The organism is Limnospira platensis NIES-39 (genome assembly GCF_026000695.1).
GTDB classification, from domain to species: domain Bacteria; phylum Cyanobacteriota; class Cyanobacteriia; order Cyanobacteriales; family Microcoleaceae; genus Limnospira; species Limnospira platensis.
On sequence record NZ_AP026945.1, the window covers coordinates 3,141,818 to 3,164,891 of the forward strand.

The window sequence follows — 23,074 nt, forward strand, 5'->3', positions numbered from 1 at the left end:
ATTTACATGATGCTGAAAGCGATTATTTTTGACTTAGATGGGACTTTGGCTAATACCGACCCTATTCATTATCAGACTTGGGTTGATGTCCTCAAAAATTATGATCTGGAAATTAACCCGGATTTTTATAAGGCTAAAATTAGCGGACGTTTAAACCCTGATATTGTTCGGGATATTCTCCCGCAACTTTCCCCCGAAGAAGGGCGGATTTTGGCTGACCAAAAAGAAGCGGAATTTCGTCAAATTGCCGGGAATTTAAAACCTCTACCCGGCTTAATCAAGTTGTTGGCTTGGATTGAAAAACAGGGACTGCAAACTGCTATTGTTACCAATGCGCCTAGGGAAAATGCGGCGTTTATGTTGAAGGCTTTAAACTTGGTTGATTATTTCCAGACCCTTATTGTCGCTGAAGATGTCGGGGTGGGTAAGCCTGACCCGAAACCCTACCAGGTCTGTTTACAACAGTTGCATATATCCCCTCAAGATGCGATCGTTTTTGAGGATTCTACCTCTGGAATTAGATCCGCCGTCGCTGCTGGAATTACTACTATTGGTGTCGCTTCCACCCATGACCCCCACATCTTAAAAAATGTCGGCGCAACTTATGTCATTGAGGATTTTCATAATCCCCAGTTATGGCATGATTTGGGGGAATTGTAAATAGTTGTAAATAATGGTTGACTTTGTGGTTGACTTGACTTATGCTTTTATTATAATGGAATTTTTGTGACAGTCAGAATTTGCAAGAAAGCCAATTGTTAAAGATGGTAGTTCAGTTATACCAAAATCAGGAGCAATAGTCAACCTTTTTTGTGGGGGAATTTTTCAGATTTAATTTTTTTTTAATATATAGTTAGCAGTTTCCAGGTAAGCGATCGCTTCAGGGATAGTTTAAACACAGCACAACGATCTAAACTAATAGTATAGCTCAATCGTGAGTCGGGGCCAGCCGCGTCACGGAGGGAAAGATAATCAATGTCTGTTAATCAAAGTAGTCAACAAGCAACCGTCCTAGCAGTAGATGACAGTACAGTTATGCAGGGCTTAGTCAAACAAGCCCTATCTAATACTTATAACGTTTTAGTGGCTGATAATGCCGTCGATGCCTTATCAGTGATATATCATAACAAAGTTTCCGTGCTACTGCTAGATGTATCGATGCCGGGAATAGATGGATTAGAACTATGTCGGACAATTCGGAGTATTCCGCAATTTCAGGCATTGCCAATTATTATGCTAACAGCGCGAGATGGAGCCTTTGACAAAGTACAGGGGCGACTAGCCGGGGCCACAGAATACCTAACCAAGCCTTTTGATGCCGAGAAATTGTGCGAGGTAATTGGTTCAGTATTGAACGTTAAGACTTGATGGTGGAATTAATCATATTTAAAATCAAGGGAGCGATCGCCTCCACCGGGAGAATATGACTCGCCGCCCCCAGAGCGATCGCTTCTCGGGGCATCCCAAAAACCACACAGCTTTCCTCATTTTGAGCGATAGTGATGCCGCCCCATTGTGCAATTTCCAGCATTCCATCAGCCCCATCCCGACCCATACCCGTTAATAATACCCCCAGAGTGTGACTACCGTAAAAATTAGCCACAGATTTCATCGTCACAGTAATTGAAGGCCGATGTCCTCCCAAAGCCGGATTAGAAGAATACAAAAACCGACCATTGCGATCGATTTCGAGATGTTTTCCCTCCGGAGCAAAATAGACATTTCCCCGTTCAGGTAAATCTCCTGCCTGAGCAATTTTAACCGATATAGAACACTGACAATCCAACCAATTGACCAATCCCCTTAAAAACCCCTCACTAATATGTTGAACACAGATAATCGGAACCGGTAACTTAGGGGAAAACTGAGTCAGAACCGTATGGAGAGCCTGGGGTCCTCCCGTAGAAGCACCAATTACTACCACCCTAGTAACAGATTGAGAGCGATGTTGTGGAGTCTTTATCTGAGAGGAAAAAGAAGTTTTCTGAGGAGTAGGAACCGCCACAGGACTATTAACTCTGCTCCCCAGATGTGATGATGGACTCGCCGCCGGCGAAGCCGCCTTAACAGTAGCCCCCCGTCGATGCTTAGTAAATACCTTGACCCCAGCCAGAACCCTAATTTTATGAATTAATTCCATACCGGCTTGCTGATAGTCAGAAGCCAGCCCAGTTTTCGGCTTAGGAAAAACATCAACCGCCCCCGCATTGAGAAGTTGAAATACATTGTAAGTATCCTCAGCTTGGACAGATGCACTAATTACCAGAATTGGCTTAGGGAAATTAGCCATCACCTCTCCAGTAAATTCCAAGCCATCCATGTGAGGCATATGTAAATCCGTGCAAATCACATCCGGCTGCAATTGAGGAATCAAAGACAAAGCCTCCAAACCGCTGCGAGCAGTACCCACAACCAGAATATCGTTGCATTGAGCCAAAATGCGTTTGAGAATAATCAGAGCAACTGGGGAATCTTCCACCAGCAAAACCCGAATCGCCATATTTATTTCGCGTGTGCTAAAATACCAGGTAGGTCTAGCGGTTACGGGGATTGTATAATCACCAGCCCGACCCATAAATCAACTCCTGTAATGCAGTCAAACTAATCGGCTGAGAGTTTGCAGGAGGACATCCTGGTTAAATGAGCCTTTAGTGATGTAGGCATTAGCTCCCGCTTCAGCACCCCTGCGTTTATCGTCATCAGAAGCAAGAGATGTCACCAGAATAATTGGTAACTCGCTGTATTCTTGATGTTCGCGGATTTTAGCAGTTAATCCCAAACCATCTAAATTAGGCATTTGGATGTCGGAGATTACCGCATCAAAGGAGCGAGTTTTGAGTTTGTTTAATCCATCTAGTCCATCGACTGCTGTAACCACCTCATAACCTGCTGCTTCTAAAATACGCTTTTCTTGAGTGCGGGTGGCAATAGAGTCCTCAACTAATAGAATAACAGATGGGCGATCGCTTTCTAAATCCAACTCATCCGAATCAGAAAGATTAATAGGAGTCGAGGACTTCCAATTTTTCCGCACCGAGCGAATCATATCCTGGGGATTAAGCACCATACACACTTCCCCAGTCCCCAAAATAGTCGCCCCAGCCACATTCCTGACTCGTCGCAGGAGTTGGCTTTGAGGTTTGAGGACAACATCTTGTTCATCAATCAGGCTATCAACGAATAAGCCTAGGCGATTTTCCCCCATCCTCAGAATTATACAAGATTTAGCCTTCGATTGGTGAGATTGATTGGAATTAACCTCATTATTCATTTCCGTAGGTATGAGATTTTCCCTCAGCCGGACCGATACCATATCCCTTGGTGTTTCTCGTTGAGACCCCTCTCCCTTAGACTTACCCCGGTGATTGTTCCAACCGATGATAGCATTACGGCTAGATTTCACTTCCAGCAAGTCCACTAAACACATCACCGACACAGGTTGGTCATCAAACAGAATCGTATCTCGACCCTCAATGGCAAAAATATCCGTATCATCCACCAATAGCGTAGTTTGCACATACTCTACAGGAATCGCATAGGAAATGCTATCAACCGCCACAATCAACACATGGGCTGTAGCCAGCGTAGTTCCCAATTGAATGCGGAAAGTAGAGCCCCTTCCCGAAGTCGAATCAACATTAATCGTCCCCTTCAGGTGTTCCACATTAGTGCGAACCACATCCATACCCACACCCCGCCCCGAAACCTCCGTCACCGATTTCCGGGTAGAAAAACCGGGAGTAAAAATCAGGGCTTGAATTTGTTGGATAGTCATTCCCACCAATTCTTCTGGCTGACAAATTCCCCGTTTAATCGCCGTTTGTTTAATTTGCTCAATATCTAAACCTCGGCCATCATCGCTAACCTCAATCACCACACTGGTAGCCGTTTGATATCCCCGTAACCGGATAGTAGCCTGGGGTGGTTTGGCTCTCGTCGCACGTTCGGCCGCAGTTTCTATGCCATGATCAATAGCATTACGCAGAATGTGCATTAGGGGGTCTTTCATCTCCTCTAGGATGCGTTTGTCCGCCCTAGTTTCGCCCCCCTCAATTATCAATTGTACCTGTTTTTTCTGTTCCCTCGCTAAATCTCGCACCATGCGCGGAAATAGGTTAAATATCGTCGATAGGGGTAACAGTCGCAGGGTACGGACTCCCTCTTCTAGTTCGTCAGAAATTAAATCCAGACGAGCCATATCTTCATATATGGAAGTTCTTAGCTGATTGACTAATGTGCTAAGAATCTCTAGGCGATCGCCTGTTCTTTGGTGGTAACTTTGTAATTGTCCCATAGTACCCCTACCATGAGATAAACCCTCCCTAGCTTCCAGGTCATGGAGAGCAAACCTATTGATAAAAGCATCCCGACTCCACTCCTCTAATAGGTTAGTTATTTCCTCAATTTCTGCTAACCTATGAGCAATGCGAATTTTGGTTACCGTCAACTCTCCCGTTTGAGTCATCAGAGCATCTAAGTTTCGCGTAGCCACCCGAATTGTCTCAATTTTATAGGTCGAAATAGGCGTAACCGTAGGACTAGAAGGCGCTGGCTTTTCTAATTCAACAGTAGGACTATCCCCTGGTTCCGCGTTCTCTGGGTGATGCTCACCCTCCGTTACACTATCTTCTGGGGTCTCAGTTTCTTGGGTTTCTGGGGTGCTTTCCGCCTCCTCCTGGTCACCTTCTTCCGTCGTTGGTGCTGTCAGGTTCTCATCAGAAGACTTATCAGAATCAGCTACAGCAGGGGTTCCCACCTCTGTGGGTCGCGCAATTTCCCCTTCAGCCCTAGCCCCCATTAAATTCGCTAACACATAAAAAGCGTTAATCCCCGAAGGTTCCCCAGTAACCGCTTCTTTTACCAGTTTCCGAATTGCATCCAGTCCATGGGCCATGCGATCGCTCATTTGATGGGAAAACGTATCCTCTCCCCTATTTATAGCCCCTAACAGGTGTTCGAGTTGGTGAGCCAGCGTAGAAACATCCTTAACCCCCAGCATTCCCGCATCTCCCTTTAAACTGTGCGCTTCCCGCAGCAGTTCATCTATTTTCGTCCTATCATTAGGGTTTTGTTCTAGGTACAAAAAACCATCATCAAGTTTTTGTAAATGTTCCTCACTGGCAATTTTAAAGACTTCCCGCAATTCATCATCTTCAATCATGGTAATTTCTCCTAGCCATCAACCATTCCTAAACCAGATTTTTTAACCCGATCGCCGTATTATTAAGTTGTTCAGTACCAGAACGACTTTGAGCTAGACCGTTAGCCGTTTCTTGAGCAGCAGTATTTAGGCTATTCATCGCATCAATTACCTGCTCTACCGCCATCGCCTGTTGTTTAGTATTCAGAGAAATTTGCTGAATATTCACCGCCACATCATTAATAGAAGCGATAATTTTTTCCACAGCCTTAGTCCCCTCTTCCGTTACTATCACAGTCGAATTAGTCGAATTTTGAATATCCGTAATTAGAGAGCCAATTTTTTCCGCCGACTTGCGACTCTGATCTGCTAATTTGCGGATTTCACTAGCCACCACCCCAAAACCCTTACCATGTTCCCCCGCTCTCACCGCTTCCACCGAAGCATTCAAAGCCAGCATATTAGTTTGATTAGCTAAATCACTAACCAAATTAGTAATATTATATATCTGGCCGAGGTTTTCACTCAAACGCAGGATTTGAGCCTGAACCTGTGACATTTTTTCCCGCAAACTCGGACTACCATCATAAGTATCTTCTTGGCGGTTATTTCCCGCCAAAGCCAGCACCTGACGCGCTCCCGAAGACGCAGCAGAAGCCTGTTCAGCACACTGACGGGAGGAAGCCCCCAACTCATCCATACTCGTGGTAGTTTCATTCACAGAAGCAGCCTGCTGAACAGCCACACGTTCCTGTTCTTCAATAGTAGTAGAAATCTCCGTAGCTGCTAGGGCGATGTTATTGGCTTCCTGGGTAATTTTTTGGACAATAGTAGCAATAATCCAACTTCCTAAAATAATCGAAATGATAATCGCTATACCAATACTAACCCATACCGATACTAAAAGATTATTCAGAGCCTGGGTTTGGCTTGCTACGTTCAACCCCACCAGTTCCTGTTCCCGACTATTCATCTGATTAACTAACTTAGAAACATTCTCAGCAATTCTCACTCCTATGCCATTTGCTATCCAGGCTTGACGAGCTGCTTCAGGTTCGCCGTTGGCTATGATTTGAATGATATCGCTATGAAATTCGTCTAAATCATTATACTGTTTCCTAATTTCCTCCATGGTTTTAAGTTGCTGTTCATCAGTCATAATTTGGCTTAACAAACTGATGCTTTCATTTACACTATTTTTGGCTTCATTCCAGCTATTTATAGATGTAGGATTGTTATCAATCAGATAGCCTCTCAGGGTTCTGGACATAGCCTGAAGATTTATGGAGACATTAGCAACATCTCGAGCTATTTGACGAGACAACTCGAGTTGCTGCGATTCTATTTGCACCCGACCTACGTTAACTGAAACCACCGTAGCACTCACAATCATCAGGAATATCGGAATAGTATATCCTCCAATAACCCAGTATCTTAGCTTTTTAAACATCAGCATTTTTCCTGACTCCTAAATTTTCTATAATTTTCCCTGAATATCCATGGTTTTATGACCCCCAAAATTATCCCTAAATAATGGATTCCAGTTCTTCGGCTATATGTTTGAGCTGTTCCATGCCTCTTTTGGTTTGTCCGATACCATTGGCGGTTTCGTTTGCCCCCTGTTTGAGGGAATTCATGGCTTCCAAAACTTGGTTAATAGCCAGGGTTTGTTGCTTAATATTGAGAGAGATTTGTTGATTATTCACAACCACATCATTCACCGATTCTTTCACACCTAAAAAGGCTTGGGCAGTTCTTTGCGCCACATCAACATTGGAGCGAACTGTTTTAGTCCCCTCTTCTGTGACCATCACTGTGGAATTAATCGCTGTCTGAATATCCGAAACTAAAGTACCGATTTTTTGGGCGGATTTCTGACTCTCATCAGCCAGTTTGCGAATTTCGGTAGCAACCACCCCAAATCCGCGACCATGTTCTCCGGCTCGTACCGCTTCAACAGCCGCATTCAGGGCTAACATATTGGTTTGATTAGCCAAATCAGCGACTAATTGGGAGATATTACCAATTTGATTGGTCTGTTCACTGAGGCGGAGAATTTGTTGGGCTATTCCCTCCACTTTATCTTGGAGGTTTGCCATACCTTCTAAGGTGCTATTAACTGCGGTTTGACCACTTTCGGACATGGATAAAGCCTTTTTAGCTCCGGTGACAGCCGCTTCTGCTTGTTGGGTAGCTGCTTGGGAGGAGGCTCCTAATTCATCCATGGTGGAGGTGGTTTCACTAACTGCTGCGGCTTGTTCTGTGGCAATGCGTTCGTGTTCTTCTGTGGCGACAGCAATTTCTGTGGAACTATCGGAAATGGCTCTAATAGTTTGTTTAAAGGTATTAGCAATAGACTGGCTTAAAAAGTAACCTAGGGGAGAGGCGATTACTATGGCAAGTAAGATTAATAATCCAAATAATAACAGGGTTTCATTTAAGACGGCACGAGCTTTCTCCCTTTCCGCTGAAGCTACCCGCAGTTGTAAATCAATTAACCTCTGAAGCCTCTCGGTAAGGGGGTCTATGACATCATATAACGCTCCATCAAAGGCGGCTAAGTCCTCGGGATTTCCTGTTTGTAGTGTTTGTTGCAGTTCGGTAATGCGATTCTGGGCAGGAACAAATAATCGGTCAATTTCGTTGGCGATTTCTCTCTCTTCTAATGTTAATTGGGTATTTTTATAACTTTCCCAGTTGGTGCTAATTGTTTCTATGGAACGATTAAGAGTATTTAATGCGGCACTGGTGGTGATTAGGCCACTGTTGGCTTTATTGACAGCATCAATTATCTGAATAGCATAGGCATCGGAGATATTTTTGATTTGCTGAAGGGGGACGACCCGATCATCATAGATAGTGCCAATGCGCGAATCTATGCGCCAGAATGAAAAAACCGAATAGCTACTTATAGCTAGGATGACTGTGGCGGGTATCAGGAAGAAACCGCAGTAAAGTTTGGTGGTTAATCGTTTCATCATGTTAGTAAAAATATGCGCTCATTGGCATTGGTGTCTAGAATAGGCGAGGGTTGGCAACGTTTGCTAGTCTGAAAAAAAAGGTTAAATCGTGATTATAACTACTATTTTACTTGGGAATATGCCAAAGGATAGAGTTTTTATAATTAGTTAACAATTGGTTTATATTTCTTCATTAACTACCAGGGTTTCTTGGACTAGGATTTTCTCGAGGTCTAATAAACTCATCATCCGGTTTTGTGCTTCGGGATTTTGGCGATCGCGATAAATTGCTGTCCCCCGTAAATATTCATCTTGGGTAGAATGAACAGCGGCGGGAACTGGCTTAATTGCGGAGGGGTTTAGATAGGTGACATCAAAAATATCATTAACAATAATTCCCGCGACTACTTCACCCACTTGGACGATCGCCGCCTTTTTGGAACTACCGTTAATATCCATTGGTAAACCCAAAATTCCCCTAATATCAACTAAGGTGACAATCTCACCCCGCAGGTTCATATTACCAACAATATGAGGGGGGGTGCAGGGAATGGGGGTAACATTATGAATATCGGTAAATTCCCGAATAATGGGGAGATTTACGCCAAAGTATTCACCATTTAAACCAATCACAACCAAGGACATCAACCCGGATAACTCATCTTTCTCGGTCTTGCGCCTCAAATTATCGGCACGTTCCCGAAAAATCTGCCTTTCTTGTGGTGTTGAGTCGGGACAAAAAACGGGAATTTTACGGTTTCTGGTGACTGGATAATCATGGTCATCTCGATGATCATTCTTGCTATCTGAGATCAGGGCGCTGCTGTCAGAGATAATCTTATCCCGTAAGGATTCAGGAGCTAAGATCATAATAATCTGATCTTCAATTTCGGCATATCCAGCGATCGCATGATCATGAGTTCTCGATCTCGACTGAGGTGGTAGGTTTACCATCACGCTATAGGGGAGATTCCTGGTAATATCTTCGGTAGCAATCATCTGCACTTCGCAAACTTCATTTACCAAAATTCCTAACTTTTCCTCACCTAATCTTAGCACAATAATTACATCATCAATTACATAAGAATTCGCTGCATTTTCCAGTCCAAAATGAATATTTAAGTCAATGATTGATAAGAATTCACTGCGTAAATTCAGAATCCCTACTAATTCGGGGGCGGCTTCGACAATGGGGTTGAGTTCAGGTAAGGAGAAAATCTCTTGCACTAACAAGCCATCTACACCATAAGTCAATCCTCCCAACTTAAACATGAGATAAGGTTTGATTTCCATGATGACAGTACCTTATTTATTAATACAGAATCAGATTTAATTTTTGTTGGAGATAAGCCGTTAATTCTCCGGCGGAAATTTTCCCCAAATAGGGAACAGGACTCTGGTCAGAAATTGTATTTAACAGGGATAGTGCTGTTAAGTAAAGTTTTTTGGCTTTCAACAAATTTCCTTCCCTTTCATGGACAGTCGCCAACTCCATATGAGCGCAAATTGACGAGGCAGAAACATCTGATAAATAGATGATTCTTTTGGCAAAAATTTTCGCCGTTTCCCAGTCGCCTTTTTCCTGGGAAATGTGCAACAAAATATAATAAGGATCAATGGACAAGGAATTGATTTCTAAGGCTTTTTGGCAATTCACAATCGCCGCATCATGCTGTCCGCTATTAGCATGAATTTGCGCCATTAGATAATGAGCATCAAAATTGTGGGGATGATTAGCCACAAATTCTTGAACTTTTTTGAGGGCTTCATTATAGGCTTTTTGGTTGATTAGCTTTTGGGCTTCTTCCAGGCTTTGACTAATGGCGATCGCCTGTTCTGATGCGGTGGGTATCGAGGCAACTGGTGGCGGTACAATAGATAAAGTTGAGAGATGATTCCGTTGGTGATTTTGACCATGATTTGCCGGAGGTTGAGAAGGGGAGGATAAACGGCTACCGTTGGGGGTATAATAGGGCGTATTTAGTAACGGGGATAAAGGCTGGCTTTGATGGTTTAGGGAGTCATTGGGGGAGGATACAGACAGATTTCGGGTCGGTTTTTCCCGTTGATAAATCACCGACTCTGGAAAAATGTGGGATTTAAACTCATCTAGCAATAATCCCTGAATTTCTGCATGGGCTGTCATCAGATAGCCACCGGGTCTCAGTACCTGATAAAATTTTCTCAGAACTTGTACAATATAGGGCTTCTCGAAATAAACAAAAACATTTCTACATAAAATCAAATCTATTTTACCCAGACTGGCGATCGCATTGGTACAATTATCACTCACCAAGTTAAGTTTCAGGAACCTAACCAAACTTTTAGCGGCGGGATTAACTAACCAATTCTGTCCTTGGGGATAGAAATATTGACGTTGCACCTCCGGGTCAACCATGCGAAAAGACCAATGGCTATATACGCCATCTCTAGCCCGTTGAAGGGCTACTTCATTAACATCAGTGCCGATAATCTCAATTAACCAATTTGGCCAGTCTGGGAGCAACTGTTGCACTAAAATGGCTAAAGAGTAGGCTTCTTCCCCGGTGGAACATCCAGCACTCCACAAACGCAGAGTCTTAGAGGATTTTCGGGCGGCGATCAACTCGGGTAGTATGACCTCACGCAATAACTTAAACTGACCGCGATCGCGAAAAAAGTAGGTTTCGGTGGTGGTCAACAAGGGCATTAATTCCGACCATTCGGTTTTACTCTCGGTATTAGCCGCCGTTAGTAAATTATAGTATTCATTCAAACTGGAAAGATGCAGTTGCTGAACCCGCCGCCAAATTTTTTGCGAGAATGTCCCATAATCCTGGGGCCGAATATGTAGCCCGGTCATGGTAGTAATTAGTTGAATAAGCTGTTGAATCATTGACCATCAAGTTAAGTTATTTGCCCACACAACAGGCTCAAAGGCAAGAGGGAACAGTGGAGAGTTAATTATTCCCGTTTAAACTTGGTAAAGTTGAAAGGGAAAATGACTATATTTTGAGCAGCTATTATAAACCGAGGCAACCCGAACAGGCTGCCCCTAGGTAATGATGTATTTGCTATGCTGGATAAATCCTGATCCGGCGGTTGGGTTCTTCGCCGAAACTGTTAGATTTCAGGCGATAGTGTTCGACCAGTTCATGCTGCATTTTTCGCACTTTTGGGGAACGAGGTAAAAGTTCGACAGGTTGACCCTTGGGAATGACAATTTCCTCTACCGCTAGTCTGGCTTCCTCTAAGGCTTCGAGTTCATCAGAGGAATTCCCCGAAGCAAACAGACTGAGATCAGGAACTTCTGGAGTGCTAGGATCTGACCTGTGTAGTAACCGATGCAGAGCCTTAGCAATCTGAGGGGGACTGCCAGATTTAACGGTGTGAATGGGTATATGGCGGTTCTTTGCCATTTGTCGCAGCTTGGACTGATTGCGAATATGCGATCGCAAAGCCAAGACCACATCAGCACCATCAATATCCTTAGTCACCACCACAGGCAACATCAGGGTGCGAATCACCTGCTCAATCTGATAGCGAGCGATCGCATAAGGATAGATATGCAGAGGCAAATCATCCTCATTAAATCCATTATCCCCCAGATCTAAACTATTGTCATCCCCGAATCCTGGACTCTCAAAAGAGGCATTTAGCAACTGTTCAAATTCCTGGGTGGCGGGTTGATTTTCCGGCACAGACCCAGAGCGAACAGTAGTGCTAGTGGGAAGTGGCATCATTTTCCCCGAAGCCCGCAGACCCCCCAAACCGGGTGCAGACAAAGGGGGTAAGGGTCGGGATGAACCAGTGGATGAACCAGCAGGCACAGCATTACGAGCGGCGGGGGTGCTATAACGTTCTTGGGTAACAGTCACTTCACCGCGATCGTTCATTTGTCTGACCTGTAAAGTCGGCTGCATTCCCCGCAGCAAACCATCAACGGTAGTTGATACAGACTCATGCACCACCCAACGTTCCCGTTCCAACATTTCTATGGCAATATCAAAAGTTGGGGGAGCCTTACGTTCCAAAACGGTTTTTTGGGAACCCCGCCGCCGTGCCTCATCATCCCCCAAAGTCACCGCTTGAATTCCGCCAATCAGATCTGCTAAAGTGGGGTTCTTCATCAGGTTTTCAATGCGGTTCCCGTGGGCGGTTCCGATTAATTGCACACCCCGCTCGGAAATCGTGCGGGCGGCGAGGGCTTCCAATTCTGTGCCGATTTCGTCAATGACAATCACTTCCGGCATATGGTTTTCCACCGCCTCGATCATCACCTGATGTTGCAGTTCTGGACTGGCTACCTGCATACGTCTGGCTCGTCCAATGGCTGGGTGTGGAATATCTCCATCCCCGGCAATTTCGTTAGATGTATCGATAATTACGACCCGTTTATGGAGTTCATCAGCTAGGACGCGGGCAATTTCTCGCAGGGCAGTAGTTTTGCCGACACCAGGACGACCTAGCATTAAAATTGAGCCTCCGGTTTCTACCAAGTCTCGGATCATGCCGATTTTGCCAAAAACGGCGCGACCGACTCGACAGGTTAAGCCGATAACTTTCCCGGTGCGGTTGCGAATGGCGCTAATCCGGTGTAAGGTTTTTTCAATGCCGGCTCGGTTGTCACCGCTAAACTCACCAATGCGGGATATGCAATGGCTCAGGTCATCCCAGGTAACAGGCTGTTGGGATAGGTATTCGGCATTGCTGGGAAAACGAGCCTCTGGGAGACGACCCAAATCCATGACTATTTCAATCAAACATTCGCGTTCTGGGTGGTTGATCAGGTTTTTTCGGACTGTTGGGGGAACAATATCAAGCAATCTGTTAAGGTCGTCTGTGATCTGCATACTTCTCAGGTTGAAGTGTTCAATCAATAGGGTGGGTGAGAACTGGTTGAGGGATTTGAGTACGGAAACCTCAAAATCCTTTGATTTGGGAAACCAGGGAACTTGCTAGGTTAACGGCTTTCCATAGTAGGTCTGGTTGGGTTTCTAATTGAGTGATTTTTGACATTTCTAGGGGGTCAGATTCCTGATTAGGAGATTCTAGGGATTCTAAAATGGGGGAAAGTAAGGTGCGAGCATAGCTACCATAGGCGACTCCGGCGACTTTTGGGGAAGTGGAGTTTTTCTCGGTTCCCTCATCGGGGAGAAGTTTTAGCGATCGCAGTTTGGCTACAGTATAATCGTTTGTGCCTCCTGCTAGTTGCACATATCCTGGTAGTTGGGCGGATAAGACCTTTTGGCTCAGTTGAATGCTGGCTCTGGTGGTGCCACTACCTATGTCGCCACTCATGGGTCTACCGTCGGTTTGCCAAATTAAGGCGGTGGTTGAGGGTAGGGGAGTGATTAGCTGATGGAGACTCCGCAAATAATCGATTAGATCGGGGCTGTTGGGACAGCTAATGGCGATCGCTTTGAGTTGGTGTATCCAGGGCTGAATATGATGCCACAGGCGACGGAAGTCGGCTTCGCGATCGCTTTGGGTATGGATTTCGATGGCATCTACTCCGGTTTGAAACACCAGCGGCGCAACGGCTTCTGGGCTAAATACATAGGACCGAGCCCCGATCAAATTTGATGGACAAACGGGTATACACCGACCACAGCCATAGCATAGTTCATCTATAACGCCAGCTTGTAGGTCGCTAAAGGCGATCGCCCCGGCCGGACAAATGCTTTCACAGGGACGGGGACAATTGGTTGGACAGGCTGTAGCTTCAAATTCGGCTTTCCGAAAATGGGGATCTTCTCCGTCGTTGAGGCTGACCATTAACCACGGTCTCCCTCCATAGCCAAAACCTCGGCGACGGGCGCTATCTCCTAAGTCAGCAGCTATGGCGATCGCTTCGAGGGTAGCTTTAATCACCGCCGGGTCCGCCGCCACATCAATGCAGTCCGCCCCCGCTAGGGTATAAGCTAAGGCTAGATGGCGAACTGATGGCAGGTGCTGGTAACTGGCTCCGCAAATGAGTTTGAACCAGCGACCTGTTTTCAGTGATGTTAGGGGGGAATCAATAGTGATCACATTTTCTATGTTTACATAGCTGCAGGAAATGGTTGGCGCTTACGCAACGGCGATCGCATTTTTTAAAGGTTTCCAGCTAAATTGGCGATCGCCTCCCATCTCTATAGCAATTTTAACCCGAGGTTCGAGGCTCGGTAAGCGACTGAGAAAATCCACCTCTTGGCTTGACAAAATCTGCCCTTCTATGATCCATAATACTAATCCCTTCGAGTTGGGGGGCAGATTTTCTAACTGATAGTTGACCACCGGAGGAATATAATAAATGTCTCCCACCGCCGCATCATTACCGCTGCTTTTTTTCCCTAGGTGAGCTGGTCGGACACCATGAACCCCCAACAAGTACGCCGCCAAGTCACCTAATCCCCTTGCCGATAAGCTATAGGTAGTATAACCGGCTATTCTGAGACGGCGGCGGTAACGTCCCTCAAATCCTCCCTCCAAGGGAACATAAAGGGCTAAAGCTCCTTCCGACTCCAAATCTCGAATTAGTTTCCCACCCGTTGTAATCAGTGCCATAGGTTCAATTACTGTCTGTTTGCTCAACTGTTACCTTAAATTTACCAGATTTAGGCGATCGGGCAACCTTCCGGCCACACAATTGATCATTGTAGGGGCGGGTTCTTCTATAACCTCGCCTCCCCAACCGGCAATTAATAATTAATAATTAATAATTAATAATTAATAATTATCAACCTCGCGTCCCTACCCCGCAATTCATTATTTATTACGGCTTTTTCAGTAATCATGCAATAGGCTGTCAAAGTCCCTCTCCCCCCCTGGGATCCAGATTGAGGGTGAGGGTAATATTTAGCACGATTTCTGAAGCTGTATTCATTGTTAATTATTCATTGTTCAATATCAATTGGGAACTATAATGGCGGGTTCAATGGGGTCAGCATCAAAAACAGCTTGCAGAGATTCATCTAAAGTCGGACGCATGACAATTCGATTTTCATAGGCAACAATGACCCTGACTAGAGTAGGTAAACTATTATCAGTCGCCTCGAGATAAATGGGTTCTACATACAACAAAGACTGTTCAATGGGAATTACTAATAAATTACCCTGAAGCACGCGGGAGCCTTGACGATTCCACAGTGAGATCTGCTCAGATATTCGGGGTTCTTGGTTAATTAGTGCCTCTACCTGTTCAGGTCCAAATACTAATCGCTGCTTAGGAAACTGATATAATAACAGTTTGCCATATTGGGGAGAGTCTGATCGCGCCGCTAACCAAGCAATTAAATTGAGGCGACTAGCGGGAGTAAATGGCTGCAACAGAATAAACTCCGCCATAGCTTCTGTGGGTAGTTTCATAATCAAATAATAAGGCGCAACTCGTTGAGTTTGACCGCCATAAATTTCGGTAGGAATGCGCCAGACATCTTCCCGGTTATAGAACACCCTAGGATCCTGCATATGGTAAGTTAATAGGCGTTCTGATTGCACCGTAAATAAATCTTGGGGGTATCGAATATGCTGATACAAAGATTGGGGCATATTTTCGATGGGTTCAAATAAATCGGGGAAAATTTGGCGCAAAGTGATTAACAGCGGGTCTCTGGGTTCACTGAGATAGTAGAATTTAATGGAGCCATTATAGGCATCAATTACGACTTTAACTGAGTTGCGAATGTAGTTAAATTCGCCATCTTCCGGGTCGGAATAGGGGTAGCGACTGCTGGTGGTGTAAGCATCTAAAATCCAATAGAGATATTTGCCATCCTGTGCATTTTCGGGAACCACATCTTGACCTAGGCTGCTATCTGCGGCTACCAAATAAGGGTTTTTATCATATCGTAAAAAAGGAGCGATCGCTTTAACTCGCTGTGGAATTTGACGACGAAATAGGACTTTAGTTTCCGGCAAAAAGTTCCGGGTAAAAATCATTTGCCAGTTTTTTAAATACTTAGCAAATAGTAACCGCCGCCATAGGGAGTTAATCAGGATACCCCCATCACCGCTATAGGTATTATAGACATTTTCATCACCGGAGGGAAAGTCAAACTCCAAAACCTTAGTACCAGTCATGACATTGGTATTAGTGAGTTGACCGTAATAAATGCGAGGCTTTCCGATAGGGATACTATCTTCAACGCGAGGATCAACTTCTAAGGTAGTATCTGAGTTAAACCGAGGCGCAGGACCGATATTTTTAATAAAATATTTGGGTAGTCCTCCTTCAGCTACTTTGTTAACTGGCGATAGGGTAAATCCATAACCGTGGGTATAGACGAGGTGTTGATTAATCCAAGTTTGCGCTTTTTCGGGGACTAGCTGATAGTCTAATTCCCGTCCTGCAATAATCACCTGTTGTTTTTGAGTACGATTATCTGGTGTTTGTTCTTCTTCTGGTTTCAGCAAAGTATAGCGGTCAATTGCAGCATCCAGAAATTCATAATAAGGTCGAATTTGCTGGAGTTGACGATTAGTTTGTAATAGGGGTCGCTGGTCCCACAGCCGAATATTGTCAATGGTGAGAGAATTTCTTTCGAGGTCAGCAAGGCTGAGTTCAGCGTCTGGGTCAAAGGTTTCAATCTCAATATTGTCGAGATTAAAACCCTGTTGGGTAAATTGAATATTGCGTTCCATAAAGGGCAATTCTCGCTCTAATTCGTTAGGCTGAACTATGACCCTTTGCACAATCTCCGGTAACCAAACATTGGCACAAAATCCCATTAAAATATATACAGATAAAATTGCCCTCAAAGAATAGCTATCCGCGAATAATTTGGCATAGCGTTTAGGCTGCGATCGCCGACGACGCAAGCCCATATTTTTCAAGAAAAACTCGACATAAGGTTTAATTACTTCTACGGAAAAGAAAGCCTGCCAGAATAGAAACAGTGCAAATAATATACTAATGAAAAACATCAGGTAATAAGCTGGTTCAGCTACGTTAACATCGGTATAGCCAGCCCCAAATACGACCCCGCGTTCTGAATATAATAACTCATATCGATTTAACCAATATCGCAGAGCCATAGATAGCATGAAGACACCAGCCAACCCATGTAAGTGGCGCTGCTGAAACCGAGAAAATCCGGGAAATTTTCCTTGGTTAAAGCTATCACCGGAGAGGAGATAAATTAAGGAGCAGGAAATTAGGGTTAACAGAAATAGACCGAATAGCCAAAATTCTACTAAGTCAATGGCGGAGAGGATAAAAATATAAAAACCAATATCTTTGTTAAAGAGACCTTCTGTAATCTGAAAATCGGTGGGGTAGAAAAATCCCAGTACATTAATCCAGTGACTGGAAAGAACCCAACCAAAACCGAGGCTAAAAAATACAGCGATCGCACTGAGAGAAAGTTGTGGTTTAATTATCACTGCTATAGTCAGAGCCAAACTCATGGCAATTTGCCACCATTGGATAGGTTGCTGAGTGATCATTTCCCAAACTACGGCAAAATCAAACCGACGGGGTAGCAAAGGAACAACCAAATCCTGCTCTAGGCTGATGTTGAAATCTGTAATAAACTCATAGCCATAGTGGAGTATCATCACCACCATGAACATAGTTGGCCCAATTACCAGAAAAGACAGCCATGGCAAATTTAAGGCTGGGGGCGGACTAGGGGGAGGCGGTGAAAATAGGGCATCCTCAAATCGATGGTAAGATTTAATGGCGGCACGAGTGCGAAATTTGTCAGCAATAGCCAAATTGAAGAATAGAAAGGCTGCACTCAAACCCACCCCTAGGACCCATAATCCTACTTGGGTTAGCAGTCGTCGCCTGAATACGGATAAATAGCCAACTTCATCAAACCATAGGTATTCGGCGATGACCCAGGTGATCATATCAAATATCAACCATGCGCCGAACAGGAACAGAAGCGCTTTTAGGATCCAGTTTTTGGATATCATGGAATGGAGTAGGTTAAATTTGTACTGTTGACCATTTTAGTGTCTGGAGTCGATCGCGTCGAAGGCGATCGCTTTTTGGGGTCAAAACCATAATTGGCCCTAATTTATGGAGGTAGCAACACGGTTTCACTCAGAACCGTTTACAATCCTAATCGCTGGTAAATTTATCGGGAGGGATACCTTAAATATGGATATCAAGTTAATTTTAGTCGGGTTAAGCGTGGTGTTTAGCATCGCCTGCATATTCTTCGGCACACAAAACGGCTTCTACGACAGCGACGACTATCATGGTAACGGTTCCGCTCATTAGGAACCCACCACCTCTCAAACCCCTCGGAGACAAGGCTGGCCTTGTCTCTACCCCTTTTGGGGGTATTTAGCAAAATTATTAAAATTTTCTAAAGAAATCCCATAGACCCTTGACATTTATTTGGGAAACGGTAACAATAGATACAGAAACAAAAACAAATCGTTCATCTCTTTTCGCTCTAAGGGTTTTCGAGCCCATAAGTTCAGAGGAGGGGAGACGGAAGTAGGGAGTAATCCCGAAGGAACGCGCCTCACTAAGTTAACCAATTTTGAACAAGAGAGGCGAAAATCATGGGACTTACATATCGCGGCGTTAGCTACAGCCAAAATACCGAATCCGTTGAAACCACAGTTGGCCAAGTAGGTGGCAAGTATCGTGGTCAAGACTGGCGCTTCCGTAACTTGAAAAAAGCACCTGTGCTGCAACCTAGCCATAACCTGACTTATCGTGGAGTGAAATATTCCAATAACCCGGAAGCAGTGGCGACACCTTCTCAAACTCCGCTGTCAGTAGCCGATCGCTCTCGGGAGTTAATCCTCAAGCAGCAACGGTCAACCTGGAAACGGGAAAAATCAATGTTTAACCGTCTGGCTGATCAGGTTGGGTTAGATAGCAACAGCGCCGAAATCTATAACCCGGCTTGGTAAATAATATCTGATTAGCCATCAATAAATACGTTAATGCACCCCTGTTGGGGTGTTTTTTTTGGCGATCGACTACCCTATTAACGCCCTGGGACTAGCAATCAAGACACCGAATGTGGCACACTTGTCCTCAAACCATTGTCTCTAATAAGATATTTGGCTGTGGTGTGTGTAGTGGACGAGGGACAAAAAATTGCTTAGGTCAATGAAAGGTGTTGTACACAGAGTTTGGGGGGGGAGATCTCCAGTTGTCTATAGTCAATGGCGCACAAAACTCAACCTACTCGCTACCCTTGTACAACGGGACCTAGAGGCGCGATACAAAGGGTCTATTCTGGGAAACCTCTGGCCTTTACTCAATCAGTTGGCGCAACTGCTCATCTATACCTATGTTTTCTCTATTGTTTTGCAGGTTAAACTCAGCATTACAGGAATGCCAGAGGACAGTAAACTGACTTTTGGACTGTGGCTGTTTGCTGGTCTAATTCCTTGGTTTGCATTTATCAATGGCTTGACCCAGGCGGCTACTTCTGTGATTGGACAAACTAATCTGGTCAAAAAAGTGGTCTTTCCCCTGGGACTGTTACCACTGGTGCCAATTTTGTCGGCTTTTATTGAAAGTACCTTTGGTTTAGCGGTGTTGATTGTATTTGTGGGCTTCTCCTATCAAGGCCTTCACCAAACCCTCTGGCTACTACCGATGATTTGGGTCCCACAACTGCTGTTAACTGCTGGCTTAGGATATTTAACGGCGGCGCTGACAGTCTTTCTGCGAGACATCCCACAAACTTTGGGGGTGATTCTCAATTTGTGGTTTTATGTAACGCCAATTGTTTACCCAGCCAGCAAAATCCCTGAAGGGTGGCGGGTGTGGGTGTTTTGGCTGAACCCGGTTACGGCGATCGCTGAAAGTTATCGAGATCTAGTCCTAGTGGGAACTGTCCAACATGGGGGAGAATTAGCCGTGGCTACAGCCGTATCCATTGTGATTTTCTCTATCGGCTTAGGAGTCTATCGGCGCTTACGTCCTGCCTTTGCTGATGTGCTTTAGACCAGATATTTACTGTTCGGAGTTTTCACTGTTCGCCACCTTACCATTGATAGCCTAATCCTCAATCAGAATCCATGACTGATATTGCAATTTCCGTCAATCAAGTTTCCAAATGTTTTAAGCGGTATAAACATCCCGTAGATCGCCTCAAAGAGATGTTTTGGCCTAGAACCAGTCTGGCTGAAAATTTTTGGGCCCTACAAGATATCAACCTACAAGTTTTTCGGGGTCAAACTCTCGGAATTGTCGGCAGAAATGGGTCAGGGAAAAGCACCCTCCTACAAATTATTGCGGGAACTTTAACCCCCACTAATGGCGAAGTTAAAGTTAATGGTCGTGTGTCCGCTTTGCTAGAGTTAGGTAGTGGATTTAATCCTGAATTTACCGGAAGACAAAATGTTTTCTTTAATGGTCAGTTGTTGGGATTGACACCTGAAGAAATTGCTACCAAATTTGATGATATTGCCGCCTTCGCTGATATCGGCGATTTTATCGATCAACCTGTCAAAACCTATTCCAGTGGGATGTATATTCGCTTGGGTTTTGCTGTGGCTACTAGCGTTGACCCTGATATCTTGATTGTTGATGAAGCCCTATCTGTGGGAGATGAAGCCTTTCAACGTAAGTGTTTTAGCCGCATTCACGAAATCCAAGACCGGGGCGGTACTATTCTATTTGTATCCCATTCGGCACCCTCAATTATTCAGTTATGCGATTCGGCGGTACTTATGGATAAGGGGGAAATGTTATTAGAACATACCCCGAAAATGATTGTTTCTAAATATCAAAAAATGATCTATGCTGATGCAGATGCCGCCGCCCAAGTTCGCGCCGAAATTAAGCAGATTAAAGCCTCATTGCCTCCTCAACCTCAAGTCCATAAAGTAATTAGCATCTCTCAACAAAATGGTAATCATAGTCAGCCTCAGAGTCAGGGGATGATTAAACATAATCCTGATTATCGAGACTATTACGACCCGAATTTAGTCCCTGACCAATTGATTCGTTATCCTAGTCGGGGTGCAACTATCCAAGACCCCCATATTAGAACTTTAAAAGGGAAGCGAGTTAATCATTTGGTCGCTCGTCAAACCTATACTTATAACTACGAGGTTGAGTTTATTAAGTCCGCCTCCCATGTCCGCTTTGGAATGTTGGTTAAAACTGTTAGTGGCTATGAATTGGCGGGGGCTTCTTTTTTGGCAACCTCTCAGTTAATTAAATATATTGATGCTGGAACTAAAATTATGTTAGAATTTCAGTTTAAATGCCTCCTGGCTCCTGATGTGTATTTCTTGAATGCTGGTGTATCCGGTATCGTCGAGGGGGAATTTACCTATTTAGATAGGTGCGTTGATGTGGCTATGTTTAGGGTTCAACCCTGCGAAGAGTCCTGTGGTACGGGTGTTGTTGATCTGTTGGTTGAACCACAACTAACTATTACCTCTGGTAAGGTTAATTGGGAAAATTTAGACGGTGTATCCGTGGGATAAATGACATCTGCCATGAAAACTAATATTTTTGTTCATGATAATCCCCTGGTGGATGTTTTGATTCAGACCTTGGCTCGATCGCCTGAAACTTTTCAACCAGAAATTATGGCGATCGATGAAATGTACTCCTATGTATTTAATCAACTCGAAGATAAAAACTCCCATCGTGCTTTAACCTATTACTATACTATGGGCCGCGCGATTTTGGACACAGTAAAACAGTTGGTTGATTGGCATTTTGGCGGATTTGAGGCGGTGGATTCCTTCTTAGATTTTGCCTGTGGATATGGTCGGTTCACTCGCTTTTTAATCCAAGAAATACCACCAGAAAAAATCTGGGTTTCTGATATCTATAAAAAGGCGGTTAAATTCCAAAGCGAATACTTTGGAGTACAGGGAATATATTCCACCTCTTTACCTGAAGATTATCAAGTTGATCGCAGTTTTGATGTGATTATGGCTAGTTCGTTTTTTAGCGATATGCCAGCCACTACTTTTGAAGGCTGGATGCAAAAAATTTATGATTTGAAATCAAGGCGGGGTTTACTATTATTTAGCGTCTTGGATATGGAATTATTAGACCCCCATATCCGTAGGTCGGAAACGGGGTTAGTATTTAGTCCAGATAGTGAAAGTCAATCTCTCGATAAACAAGAGTATGGCACTACCTGGGTGACGGAAGAATATGTGCGGCGAATACTTGACCAAATTAGTGATGGTAATGCTGAAATTACCCGCATTCCTAAAGGCTTAAACCGCTATCAAGACCTTTATGCGGTAAGCGATCGCTCTGTAGCATCCCCTAATCCTCTGGCATTCTATCATCATCCAGAAGGCAAAATTGACTACTGCTATATTCAACCTAACGGAGAAGTTCGCCTCAGTGGATGGGCTATTGATTTTAACCCTGGGGTAACTTTAGAGATTCAATTGTGGTCCGACTCTCGCCTTATTGGTGTCTATCCCTGTTCTGAGGAACGACCCGATATTGTCGCCCACTACCAACAGCCAGATTTTTTGCTCTCCGGCTGGTCCTGTGTCCTCTCTAGTGACCAGATTTCGCCCCAGGATATATTAATCATCAAAATTGTCTCTAGCAAGGGCTTACAGGCGATTATAGAAGGCGATCGCTTAGTGGCTATCTCCAGCCGCAGAAATTGGGACATTCAACTATCTACTACACGCCAGCAACTTACCCAAACTCAGGCACAGTTGACAGCCACCGTAGACCAATATCAATCCCAAATAACCCAATATCAATCCCAAATAGACCAATATCAATCCCAAATAGCCCAATATCAATCCCAAATAGATCAATATAAGCAGCAAATAGCCCAATATCAATCCCAGATAGACCAATATCAGGCGCGAAAGTTCGAGACGGAAGCTGAAATTGGCCGATATCAGACAGAATATCTCGCCCAAAAAAGCGAATGGGAGCATCTACAGTCCCAAATGCAGATAATGAGTCATCAGCTTGATACCCTGGAAAATCGTATTCAGGCAATGGAGAGTAGCAAGTTTTGGAAACTGCGGACAAAATGGTTTAAACTAAAGCGTGTTCTCGGCTTGCCTGTAAATGAATAGCCGCATC

17 protein-coding genes and 1 riboswitch are annotated in these 23,074 nt (G+C 44.4%); of the genes, 7 read left to right on the top strand and 10 right to left on the bottom strand.

Features of this window, described 5'->3' with window-relative positions; translation table 11 throughout:
• The first annotated feature begins 9 nt into the window (after positions 1 to 9).
• Both N39L_RS15455 and N39L_RS15460 read left to right on the top strand, forming a co-directional pair.
• Positions 10 to 660, top strand: coding sequence for an HAD family hydrolase (locus N39L_RS15455; RefSeq protein WP_006618184.1), 651 nt, complete (start codon positions 10 to 12; stop codon positions 658 to 660).
• Positions 661 to 975: 315 nt separating this feature from the next.
• The gene (locus N39L_RS15460) at positions 976 to 1,368 is read left to right on the top strand and encodes a response regulator transcription factor (RefSeq protein ID WP_006618183.1); all 393 of its coding nucleotides are present in this window, start codon (positions 976 to 978) and stop codon (positions 1,366 to 1,368) included.
• Here the strand turns inward: N39L_RS15460 and cheB are convergent.
• From cheB to N39L_RS15510, 10 genes are all read right to left on the bottom strand, one after another.
• Complete coding sequence (gene cheB / locus N39L_RS15465; RefSeq protein ID WP_014275663.1) at positions 1,358 to 2,500, bottom strand: chemotaxis-specific protein-glutamate methyltransferase CheB; 1,143 nt, start codon at positions 2,498 to 2,500, stop codon at positions 1,358 to 1,360. The genes N39L_RS15460 and cheB overlap by 11 nt on opposite strands.
• A 96-nt stretch (positions 2,501 to 2,596) precedes the next feature.
• Positions 2,597 to 5,161 (bottom strand): hybrid sensor histidine kinase/response regulator, encoded by a 2,565-nt coding sequence (locus N39L_RS15470; RefSeq protein ID WP_006618181.1) that lies wholly within the window; start codon positions 5,159 to 5,161, stop codon positions 2,597 to 2,599.
• 28 nt (positions 5,162 to 5,189) lie between these two features.
• Positions 5,190 to 6,596 carry a methyl-accepting chemotaxis protein gene (locus N39L_RS15475; RefSeq protein ID WP_006618180.1) on the bottom strand — a complete coding sequence of 469 codons (1,407 nt, stop codon included), beginning with the start codon at positions 6,594 to 6,596 and terminating at the stop codon, positions 5,190 to 5,192.
• A gap of 70 nt (positions 6,597 to 6,666) precedes the next feature.
• The gene (locus N39L_RS15480; protein WP_014275664.1) at positions 6,667 to 8,121 is read right to left on the bottom strand and encodes a HAMP domain-containing methyl-accepting chemotaxis protein; all 1,455 of its coding nucleotides are present in this window, start codon (positions 8,119 to 8,121) and stop codon (positions 6,667 to 6,669) included.
• A 159-nt stretch (positions 8,122 to 8,280) separates the two neighbouring features.
• A complete protein-coding gene (locus tag N39L_RS15485) occupies positions 8,281 to 9,393 on the bottom strand; it encodes a chemotaxis protein CheW (RefSeq protein WP_006618178.1) in 1,113 nt (370 codons plus the stop codon).
• Between the two features lie 19 nt (positions 9,394 to 9,412).
• Positions 9,413 to 10,975: a CheR family methyltransferase gene (locus tag N39L_RS15490; RefSeq protein ID WP_006618177.1), complete on the bottom strand. Its 1,563-nt coding sequence runs from the start codon at positions 10,973 to 10,975 to the stop codon at positions 9,413 to 9,415.
• 178 nt (positions 10,976 to 11,153) lie between these two features.
• Entirely contained in the window at positions 11,154 to 12,932 is a 1,779-nt protein-coding gene (locus N39L_RS15495) for a R3H domain-containing nucleic acid-binding protein (RefSeq protein WP_006618176.1), read from the bottom strand.
• A 70-nt stretch (positions 12,933 to 13,002) separates the two neighbouring features.
• The gene (gene ldpA, locus N39L_RS15500) at positions 13,003 to 14,112 is read right to left on the bottom strand and encodes a circadian clock protein LdpA (protein ID WP_006618175.1); all 1,110 of its coding nucleotides are present in this window, start codon (positions 14,110 to 14,112) and stop codon (positions 13,003 to 13,005) included.
• A 39-nt stretch (positions 14,113 to 14,151) separates the two neighbouring features.
• Positions 14,152 to 14,628 carry an NAD(P)H-quinone oxidoreductase subunit N gene (locus tag N39L_RS15505; protein WP_006618174.1) on the bottom strand — a complete coding sequence of 159 codons (477 nt, stop codon included), beginning with the start codon at positions 14,626 to 14,628 and terminating at the stop codon, positions 14,152 to 14,154.
• 342 nt (positions 14,629 to 14,970) lie between these two features.
• Positions 14,971 to 17,982 (bottom strand): UPF0182 family protein, encoded by a 3,012-nt coding sequence (locus tag N39L_RS15510; RefSeq protein WP_014275666.1) that lies wholly within the window; start codon positions 17,980 to 17,982, stop codon positions 14,971 to 14,973.
• A 187-nt stretch (positions 17,983 to 18,169) separates the two neighbouring features.
• Here N39L_RS15510 and N39L_RS33330 point away from each other — a divergent pair, with 187 nt between their 5' ends.
• From N39L_RS33330 to N39L_RS15530, 5 genes are all read left to right on the top strand, one after another.
• Entirely contained in the window at positions 18,170 to 18,292 is a 123-nt protein-coding gene (locus N39L_RS33330) for a DUF8629 family protein (RefSeq protein ID WP_014275667.1), read from the top strand.
• A 158-nt stretch (positions 18,293 to 18,450) separates the two neighbouring features.
• Positions 18,451 to 18,542, top strand: a riboswitch (Glutamine riboswitch).
• 40 nt (positions 18,543 to 18,582) lie between these two features.
• A complete protein-coding gene (locus N39L_RS15515) occupies positions 18,583 to 18,939 on the top strand; it encodes a DUF4278 domain-containing protein (RefSeq protein ID WP_006618160.1) in 357 nt (118 codons plus the stop codon).
• Between the two features lie 202 nt (positions 18,940 to 19,141).
• On the top strand, positions 19,142 to 19,987 hold the full coding sequence (locus N39L_RS15520) for an ABC transporter permease (protein WP_014275669.1): 846 nt from the start codon (positions 19,142 to 19,144) through the stop codon (positions 19,985 to 19,987).
• 74 nt (positions 19,988 to 20,061) lie between these two features.
• Positions 20,062 to 21,480 carry an ABC transporter ATP-binding protein gene (locus tag N39L_RS15525; RefSeq protein ID WP_006618158.1) on the top strand — a complete coding sequence of 473 codons (1,419 nt, stop codon included), beginning with the start codon at positions 20,062 to 20,064 and terminating at the stop codon, positions 21,478 to 21,480.
• Between the two features lie 12 nt (positions 21,481 to 21,492).
• Positions 21,493 to 23,067 (top strand): class I SAM-dependent methyltransferase, encoded by a 1,575-nt coding sequence (locus N39L_RS15530; protein ID WP_014275670.1) that lies wholly within the window; start codon positions 21,493 to 21,495, stop codon positions 23,065 to 23,067.
• Positions 23,068 to 23,074: the final 7 nt, after the last annotated feature.

Bases quoted from the DNA above. Each gene is read 5' to 3' on its own strand.
- N39L_RS15480 (WP_014275664.1), bottom strand. From the start codon at position 8,121: ATGATGAAACGATTAACCACCAAACTTTACTGCGGTTTCTTCCTGATA.
- N39L_RS15485 (WP_006618178.1), bottom strand. From the start codon at position 9,393: ATGGAAATCAAACCTTATCTCATGTTTAAGTTGGGAGGATTGACTTAT.
- N39L_RS15505 (WP_006618174.1), bottom strand. From the start codon at position 14,628: ATGGCACTGATTACAACGGGTGGGAAACTAATTCGAGATTTGGAGTCG.
- N39L_RS15495 (WP_006618176.1), bottom strand. From the start codon at position 12,932: ATGCAGATCACAGACGACCTTAACAGATTGCTTGATATTGTTCCCCCA.
- N39L_RS15470 (WP_006618181.1), bottom strand. From the start codon at position 5,161: ATGATTGAAGATGATGAATTGCGGGAAGTCTTTAAAATTGCCAGTGAG.
- N39L_RS15455 (WP_006618184.1), top strand. From the start codon at position 10: ATGCTGAAAGCGATTATTTTTGACTTAGATGGGACTTTGGCTAATACC.
- N39L_RS15510 (WP_014275666.1), bottom strand. From the start codon at position 17,982: ATGATATCCAAAAACTGGATCCTAAAAGCGCTTCTGTTCCTGTTCGGC.
- N39L_RS15460 (WP_006618183.1), top strand. From the start codon at position 976: ATGTCTGTTAATCAAAGTAGTCAACAAGCAACCGTCCTAGCAGTAGAT.
- N39L_RS15520 (WP_014275669.1), top strand. From the start codon at position 19,142: ATGAAAGGTGTTGTACACAGAGTTTGGGGGGGGAGATCTCCAGTTGTC.
- N39L_RS15530 (WP_014275670.1), top strand. From the start codon at position 21,493: ATGAAAACTAATATTTTTGTTCATGATAATCCCCTGGTGGATGTTTTG.
- N39L_RS33330 (WP_014275667.1), top strand. From the start codon at position 18,170: ATGGATATCAAGTTAATTTTAGTCGGGTTAAGCGTGGTGTTTAGCATC.
- N39L_RS15515 (WP_006618160.1), top strand. From the start codon at position 18,583: ATGGGACTTACATATCGCGGCGTTAGCTACAGCCAAAATACCGAATCC.
- N39L_RS15525 (WP_006618158.1), top strand. From the start codon at position 20,062: ATGACTGATATTGCAATTTCCGTCAATCAAGTTTCCAAATGTTTTAAG.
- N39L_RS15490 (WP_006618177.1), bottom strand. From the start codon at position 10,975: ATGATTCAACAGCTTATTCAACTAATTACTACCATGACCGGGCTACAT.
- cheB (WP_014275663.1), bottom strand. From the start codon at position 2,500: ATGGCGATTCGGGTTTTGCTGGTGGAAGATTCCCCAGTTGCTCTGATT.
- N39L_RS15475 (WP_006618180.1), bottom strand. From the start codon at position 6,596: ATGCTGATGTTTAAAAAGCTAAGATACTGGGTTATTGGAGGATATACT.